Consider the following 7,429-nt stretch of genomic DNA (forward strand, 5'->3'; position numbering starts at 1 on the left):
ATTTCATCTTTCGCGGCTAAGGACCATTTTGAACCTCGTCACCCCCTTACGCCAGGCCGTCATACGTACGCCCTGGTACAGAAAACGTAAAAGTTACCGTGTATTATTCTGGCGAGAAATCACTCCCCTTGCCGTACCAATTTTCCTGGAAAACACCTGTGTTTTGATGATGGGTGTACTCAGCACGTTTCTGGTGAGCTGGCTGGGTAAAGAAGCGATGGCAGGCGTCGGCCTGGCGGATAGCTTCAATATGGTGGTGATGTCTTTTTTTGCCGCCATTGATTTAGGGACGACGGTGGTCGTGGCTTTCAGCCTTGGCAAACTGGATGGTGAGCGGGCGAGGGCGGCAACGCGGCAGTCGCTGGTGATCATGACCTTGTTTGCCATTGTACTGGCAGCGGTGATCCACTACTTTGGCACACAAATCGTCGACTTTATCGCCGGTGCGGCGACAGCCGAAGTTAAAGCGCTGGCGCTGACCTACCTTGAACTCACCGTTATCAGCTACCCGGCGGCGGCGATTGCCCTGATTGGCAGCGGCGCGCTGCGTGGTGCAGGCAATACCAAAATCCCGCTGTTGATTAATGGCGGGATGAATATCCTCAACATCATTATCAGCAGCATCCTGATTTATGGCCTTTGGGGCTGGAAAGGTATGGGTTTTGCCGGTGCCGGGTTGGGGCTGACCATTTCCCGCTATATTGGTGCGGTGGCAATTATCTGGGTGCTGATGATTGGTTTTAACCCGGCGCTGCGGATCTCGCTGAAAAGCTACTTCGAGAAACTCAACTTCTCCATTATCTGGGAAGTGATGGGAATCGGTATTCCGGCCAGTATTGAGTCGGTGCTGTTTAACGGCGGCAAGCTGTTGACGCAGATGTTTGTCGCGGGCATGGGTACTAACGTTATCGCCGGTAACTTTATCGCCTTCTCCGTGGCGGCGCTGATTAACCTGCCGGGGAACGCGCTCGGTTCCGCGTCTACCATTATTACCGGTAAGCGCCTTGGTAAAGGGCAGATAGGCCAGGCGGAACGCCAGCTACGCCATGTCTTCTGGCTTTCGACGCTGATGCTGACGGCCATTGCCTGGGGTACTGCGCCTTTTGCCGGGCTATTCGCCTCCTTTTATACCCAGGAAGAGGACGTAAAAGAGGTGGTTAAAGTGCTTCTGTGGCTTAATGCGGCGTTTATGCCGATCTGGGCAGCGTCGTGGGTGCTGCCTGCGGGCCTGAAAGGCGCGCGTGATGCCCGTTTCGCTATGTGGGTTTCTATGCTGGGGATGTGGGGTTGCCGGGTAGTGGCAGGGTATACGCTGGGGATCATGCTCGGTATGGGTGTGATCGGCGTCTGGCTCGGGATGTTCCTCGACTGGGCGGTACGCGGCGTCTTCTTCTACTGGCGTATGGCGAGCGGCAGGTGGTTGTGGAAGTATCCCAGGCCGCAGAAAAGCGCCATTTCTGCGCAACCTGGAGAATAATTCGGCAAACGCGCCGAAAAACGCAAATCAGACTTTGACAAGGGCCAGGGGCATCGCTAATATGCGCCCCGTTCACACGATTCCTCTGTAGTTCAGTCGGTAGAACGGCGGACTGTTAATCCGTATGTCACTGGTTCGAGTCCAGTCAGAGGAGCCAATTTAAGGGAAGCAGACGTTCGCTGACGTCTGCTTTCTGCAAAAACAGTGACATACGGATTAACAGTCCGCCGTTCTACCGACTGAACTACAGAGGAATCGTGTGAACGGGGCGCATATTATCGGTCACGTCCGGGCTTGTCAAAGGGTGGATCGCCTGAGGGCGATCGTTTGCTGACAATTTGGGCAACCTGCGTGTGTGCCAGCTCAATAAGCCGGTATTTGCACTAGTATGGTGCAAATTACCCCTAATGGGGCAGTTATCAAACCGTGTTTCAGTGATAATACCCCGCATTGTAATTAGAAACTCTTATTATCCAGCCTGTTAAGGGTTAATTGAATCCTTAACTAAAACTGGCAAGCATATTGCAACTCCTCCGACATCATAACAACCGGCGTTGGCATTGGTATCCCTTACAGGAGGCAAAATGAACTTAAGACGACTGAAATACTTCGTAAAAATCGTCGATATTGGAAGCCTGACTCAGGCAGCCGAAGTATTGCATATTGCGCAACCCGCGCTGAGTCAGCAAGTCGCCACTCTGGAAGGTGAGCTGGATCAACAGTTGCTGATCCGCACGAAACGGGGCGTAACGCCAACGGAAGCAGGCAAGATTCTCTATACCCATGCCCGCATGATTTTGCGTCAGTGTGAACAGGCACAACTGGCGGTGAACAATGTCGGCCAGTGTTTGCGCGGCCAGGTTTCTATCGGCCTTGCGCCGGGCACGGCAGCGTCTTCGGTCACCATGCCATTATTACAGGCGGTGCGTAACGAACTGCCCGAGGTAGCGGTCTATCTGCATGAAAACAGCGGCGCGGTGCTGAATGATAAATTGCTGAGTGGTCAACTGGATATGGCGGTGCTGTATGAACGCGCGCCGGGTGCGGGAATCAATAGCCTGCCGCTGCTGAAAGAAGACCTCTATCTGGTCGGTACTCGTGATTGTCCGGGGCAGAGCGTGGATTTAACTGCCGTCGCTGAAATGAATCTGTTCCTGCCGCGTGATTATAGTGCTGTGCGTCTGCGCGTGGATGAAGCGTTCTCTCTACGTCGTCTGACGGCAAAAATCATTGGGGAAATCGAATCCATTGCCACGCTGACCGCAGCAATCGCCAGCGGAATGGGCGTTACCGTATTGCCGGAATCAGCCGCGCGTTCGCTGTGCGGCGCAACCAACGGTTGGATGGCGCGTATTACCACACCATCTATGAACCTGCCGCTGTCGCTGAATGTCTCGGCTCGCGGTGCATTGTCGCCACAAGCGCAGGCGGTAAAAGATATTTTAATGTCTTTAGTCAGCCGTCCGGCGATGGAAAGCCATGAGTTGCAGTTGGTGAGCTAATGATTATTCCTTAATGGAATAAGATGCTGGTTTTTATTATTTGTTCTGCCAGGCCACAGACTTTAACAATAGCGTTATGTCTGATTGGCCTGGAGGAAAGGGTGAATTTCCAGCAATTAAAAATAATCCGCGAGGCGGCGCGGCGGGATTACAACTTGACCGAAGTCGCCAACATGCTTTACACGTCACAGTCAGGCGTCAGTCGTCATATCCGCGAGCTTGAAGAAGAGTTGGGGATTGAGATTTTCATCCGCCGTGGCAAACGGTTGCTGGGAATGACTGAACCAGGTAAAGCACTGCTGGTGATTGCTGAGCGCATCCTCAATGAAGCGAGCAACGTGCGGCGGCTCGCCGATCTCTTCACCAATGACACCTCTGGTGTGCTAACCATCGCTACCACCCATACGCAGGCGCGTTACAGCTTGCCATCGGTGATCAAATCGTTTCGCGCGCTGTTCCCGGAAGTCCGTCTGGAATTGATTCAGGGAACGCCGCAGGAAATCGAATCGCTACTGCATAACGGTGGAGCGGATATTGGTATCGCCAGTGAACGCTTAAGCAACGACAGTTCGCTGGCGGCTTTCCCGTGGTTTCGCTGGCATCACAGCTTACTGGTTCCGCAGGATCACCCGCTGGTGCAGTGCTCGCCGCTAACGCTTGAAGATATCAGCTGTTGGCCGTTAATTACTTACCGCCAGGGGATCACCGGGCGTTCACGTATCGATGAAGCGTTTGGCCGCAAGGGGTTAATCCCTGATGTGGTGCTTAGCGCGCAGGACTCGGATGTGATTAAAACCTATGTGGAGCTGGGGCTGGGTGTTGGGCTGGTGGCAGAGCAATCGAGCGGCGAGAATGAAGAGGATAAGCTGGTGCGGCTGAATACGCAGCATCTGTTTGATGCTAACACCGTGTGGCTGGGGCTGAAACGCGGTCAGTTACAGCGTAATTACGTGTGGCGTTTTATCGAGCTGTGTAATGCCGGGCTGTCGGTGGATGACATTAAACGTCAGGTAATGGAGCCGGATGAAGCGGTGATTGATTACCAGATTTAACAAAAGACGCAGCTTATCAACGGCTGCGTCTTTTGTTTCTTCTTAATTACTGTTTATGCCGTTGCGGTGTTTTCATCAACATCGCGGTTAGCGCCGAAAGCAGGCAACCTGCCATCAGATACATCGCCACTGAATGCCACTCGCCGCCGAAGAACGTCACCAGCGCGGCCGCGATAAATGGTGTAAAGCCTCCGCCCACCACGCTCGCAACCTGATAGCCCACTCCTGCACCGCTGTAGCGGTATCCTGCACCGAACATTTCGGTGAACATCGGCTGCTGTACGCAGACCACCATATCGTGGGCGATATTCGCCAGCATCAGTGAAAAGAACACCACGCCGAAAATTGAACGTGCTTCCAGCGCCATAAAGAACGGGAACGCGCTCAGTGCGCCGAGTAACGCGCCGGTAATATAGATACGACGACGCCCGTAGAGATCCGCCAGTAACGCGAATAGCGGGATGGTCAGGCAACTGATACCGCCGACCAACAGACCGATATTTAAAAACAACTCGCGCGGCAGACCGAGGTTTTGCGTCGAGTAGTTCAGTGCGAAAGCGGTCACGATATACATGGTCAGTAGTTCGCACAGGCGCAGGGCGATAATCTTCAAAAACGCGCCCGGATGACGGATCAGCGCTTCAAATACCGGCAGCCGTTTTTTCTGCTGTTTTGCGGATTGCGCCTGCGTATGCTCGAACTCGCTGGACTCTTCCATGCCGTTACGCACCCACAATGCACCGAGCACCAGCACAATGCTGAACAGGAAAGGCAGACGCCAGCCCCAACTAAGAAACTGTTCGTTGCTGGTCATGTTACTGATCAGCGACACCAGCCCGGTGGAGAGCAGCAAACCGACGCCATATCCCACCTGCACACCGCTGCTGTAAAACGCTTTTTTGCCTGTGGGGGCGCTTTCAACGGCGAGCAGCGCCGCGCCGCCCCATTCGCCGCCAACGGCAAAACCCTGGAGTGCGCGCAGGGTAACCAGTAGCACAGGCGCCCACCAGCCAATGGTGGCGAACGAAGGCAATATGCCGATGCAGGCCGTGGCAATGCCCATCATCCAGACGGTCATCATCAGCATGCGTTTACGGCCCAGACGATCGCCAAAATGGCCGAAAATGATGCCGCCCAGCGGGCGGAATAAAAAGCCGACGCCGAAGGTGGCGAAGGCGGCAAGCGTACCCATTGCCGGATTGATCTGCGGGAAAAACGCTTTGTTAAACACCAGCGCCGCAGTAATGCCATAGAGTAAAAAGTCATACCAGTCGACGACCGCACCGGCAAAGCTACCCCAGGCAGCGCGACGGGCACGGTTGAGAGAAGGGGTCTCCTCATCGGGGCGGGTTGTAATGAGCATGGAATCCATAATTGTCCTGTCCGTTCCTCAAATTTCTAAATTTTTCTAGTTTTTTGTATAGGGAAAAGGCTACTCACATCGCTTGCAGCAAAATAACAGCCGTTTATGAGACTACAGCGCCTATCGGCGGGTGAAAACCTTTTTGGAAAGCAGGATGCATGAAAGGGGAATTTAACTCAGGGAAGCTGGCGACGCAGAAGATTATGCGGCTGTGAAGGTAAAAAAGGGTAGGGTCAACGTCTTGTCGTCACTCTGGTTTTTAGTACCACCGCCGAAGCTCTTTACTGGTAGTGGTGCTAAAAACCGCAGGAGTTACAGGTTAACTAAAGAATCTTTGGTTGCAGGATATCGAGACATTCCTTGTTCCGCTATCTGTCCCTGGTCTTGCTGTACTTGTTCTTACGTTAAAAAAATAATCCGTTGTATTACGTCCTTCCCATGATAAAGAACTGCTGTCCCAGCCCTCATTGCCTGAAGAATCGGTAATACCAGGATATATTTTATTACTCATCGAGTCAGCAGACTTTATGTGTGAGCCATTATCATCAATATCATTTGGTTTTATAATAATGGTTCTGCGCCGTTACCTTTCTGTAATATTCTTTGTGATGCAAAGCGGTCTCCTGTAGCCAAAGTACCTAAGTTAACGACCGGTTGATAATTCATTGAGCATGTAGATGTCGCCGGAACTGTAAATGTCTCCGTATGCCAACCAGAGGAACCCATTATGCCTGTTGCTTAACGGGAGTTGCTGATGTGGAGCATATATTGTATATAGTGATTGCTCAGGCTTAATCCTTATATGATTACTTCTCACCCCCCCAAGAATTTAGCTTGGGCAATAATCTAATTCGATGTACTTTTGGGACTTGTAAAGGGACAGCAATTACAATTAGTTGTTAGATTTATGATGATTAGGGAGATTGTCATGTCAAAATATCACGAGCCTATGTTGCTTCACCCCTCTCGATTATTTTCATCTGTCGGGACCTGCGGTACCAATGCTTCTGAAGATGTAAAAAATATCCAGAAAATTTTGGTTGATATATTTTTCCAGGGGGTGGAGAATGCTGAAGCATTATTCAGAGCGGCAATAAAAGGAAAATCCGCCCTAATTGAACTTGTCCGGGCATCATCTATTTATATGTCATATGAAAGTAACAGGAAAAGATTAAGGTATTTGAAATGAAAGAAAAGATATTTTCATTAATAGTGGTGCTGATGTTTTCCTTGCCTTCTTATGCGAAATTGTCAATCGGATATGAAAGAGACTCCTGTTTTAAAGAGCATAAGGAAATTGCTGATGCATATAATTGTCTCTATCAAAAACGGGTAGAGAGTGATAGTCAGTTAGATGCTTTGATATCTGAAGCCAGTAAAAAAATTATATCCAACTATGATTATCCCACAGAGAAACCTGATAGTTCAGATGAAACTGTTGGTTCTGTATATAGTAAATATTTTTTAGATTCGCAGAAAGCCTGGATGACTTATAAGAAAAATCTTTGTCTCGGTGTGGCAAGTTCAATCGGGGAGGGGGCGCATGATTATCAATCATATAAAGATCAGTGTGAGATAAACTTGAATAAGCGTCATATAGAAGAACTTCATATGATGGATTTACCTCCCGCCAAGTAAACATGCAGGGGAGCATGACACAATTGTGTTATATGCTCCCCCGTTTGTGATTGTAAGGCAGAACTAAGATCGTAAGACAAACAACATCGTTGAATGTGTCAACAAAAGCCCTTTCTTGCCCTTTTTCGAAGATTTCCATAAAGATGTACTTATTGTCCTGTCCTTCTCTACCAACATTTTTACCAGCAAATGGGTACGGCTTCGAGCGGTTTTTAGTGAACGAGGGTGAACGTGAAAGAAGGGATAACCAACTGATAGAAACGCAGAAAGCAGACGTCAGCGAACGTCTGCTTCCCTTAAATTGGCTCCTCTGACTGGACTCGAACCAGTGACATACGGATTAACAGTCCGCCGTTCTACCGACTGAACTACAGAGGAATCGTGTGAACGGGGCGCA

At 50.5% G+C, this 7,429-nt stretch carries 6 protein-coding genes and 2 tRNA genes; 6 read left to right on the forward strand and 2 right to left on the reverse strand.

The window, feature by feature from the left end; all coding sequences use genetic code 11:
• The first annotated feature begins 25 nt into the window (after positions 1–25).
• The 4 genes from GA0061070_RS08640 (at position 26) to cbl (ending at position 4,031) form a co-directional block, all read left to right on the forward strand.
• A complete protein-coding gene (locus GA0061070_RS08640; RefSeq protein WP_244153072.1) occupies positions 26–1,477 on the forward strand; it encodes an EmmdR/YeeO family multidrug/toxin efflux MATE transporter in 1,452 nt (483 codons plus the stop codon).
• 81 nt (positions 1,478–1,558) lie between these two features.
• Positions 1,559–1,634: transfer RNA gene (locus GA0061070_RS08645), tRNA-Asn, on the forward strand.
• A gap of 427 nt (positions 1,635–2,061) precedes the next feature.
• Entirely contained in the window at positions 2,062–2,979 is a 918-nt protein-coding gene (gene nac / locus GA0061070_RS08650) for a nitrogen assimilation transcriptional regulator NAC (protein ID WP_090135329.1), read from the forward strand.
• A gap of 101 nt (positions 2,980–3,080) precedes the next feature.
• Positions 3,081–4,031 (forward strand): HTH-type transcriptional regulator Cbl, encoded by a 951-nt coding sequence (gene cbl / locus GA0061070_RS08655; protein WP_090135331.1) that lies wholly within the window; start codon positions 3,081–3,083, stop codon positions 4,029–4,031.
• 46 nt (positions 4,032–4,077) lie between these two features.
• Here cbl and shiA read toward each other — a convergent pair whose 3' ends face one another.
• Positions 4,078–5,403, reverse strand: coding sequence for a shikimate transporter (gene shiA, locus GA0061070_RS08660; protein ID WP_090135333.1), 1,326 nt, complete (start codon positions 5,401–5,403; stop codon positions 4,078–4,080).
• A gap of 919 nt (positions 5,404–6,322) precedes the next feature.
• Between shiA and GA0061070_RS25325 the strand changes: the two genes are divergently transcribed.
• Both GA0061070_RS25325 and GA0061070_RS08670 read left to right on the forward strand, forming a co-directional pair.
• The gene (locus tag GA0061070_RS25325) at positions 6,323–6,583 is read left to right on the forward strand and encodes a hypothetical protein (protein WP_208598163.1); all 261 of its coding nucleotides are present in this window, start codon (positions 6,323–6,325) and stop codon (positions 6,581–6,583) included.
• The gene (locus GA0061070_RS08670) at positions 6,580–7,032 is read left to right on the forward strand and encodes a lysozyme inhibitor LprI family protein (RefSeq protein WP_090135337.1); all 453 of its coding nucleotides are present in this window, start codon (positions 6,580–6,582) and stop codon (positions 7,030–7,032) included. Before GA0061070_RS25325 ends, GA0061070_RS08670 begins: the two co-directional genes overlap by 4 nt.
• 302 nt (positions 7,033–7,334) lie before the next feature.
• On the opposite strand, the gene GA0061070_RS08675 is transcribed toward GA0061070_RS08670, so the two are convergent.
• Positions 7,335–7,410: transfer RNA gene (locus GA0061070_RS08675), tRNA-Asn, on the reverse strand.
• Positions 7,411–7,429: the final 19 nt, after the last annotated feature.

The organism is Kosakonia oryziphila (assembly GCF_900094795.1).
In the GTDB taxonomy this organism is placed as follows: Bacteria; Pseudomonadota; Gammaproteobacteria; order Enterobacterales; family Enterobacteriaceae; genus Kosakonia; species Kosakonia oryziphila.

Coding starts and splice junctions, on each gene's coding strand:
- nac (WP_090135329.1), top strand. CDS start 2,062: ATGAACTTAAGACGACTGAAATACTTCGTAAAAATCGTCGATATTGGA.
- shiA (WP_090135333.1), bottom strand. CDS start 5,403: ATGGATTCCATGCTCATTACAACCCGCCCCGATGAGGAGACCCCTTCT.
- GA0061070_RS25325 (WP_208598163.1), top strand. CDS start 6,323: ATGTCAAAATATCACGAGCCTATGTTGCTTCACCCCTCTCGATTATTT.
- GA0061070_RS08670 (WP_090135337.1), top strand. CDS start 6,580: ATGAAAGAAAAGATATTTTCATTAATAGTGGTGCTGATGTTTTCCTTG.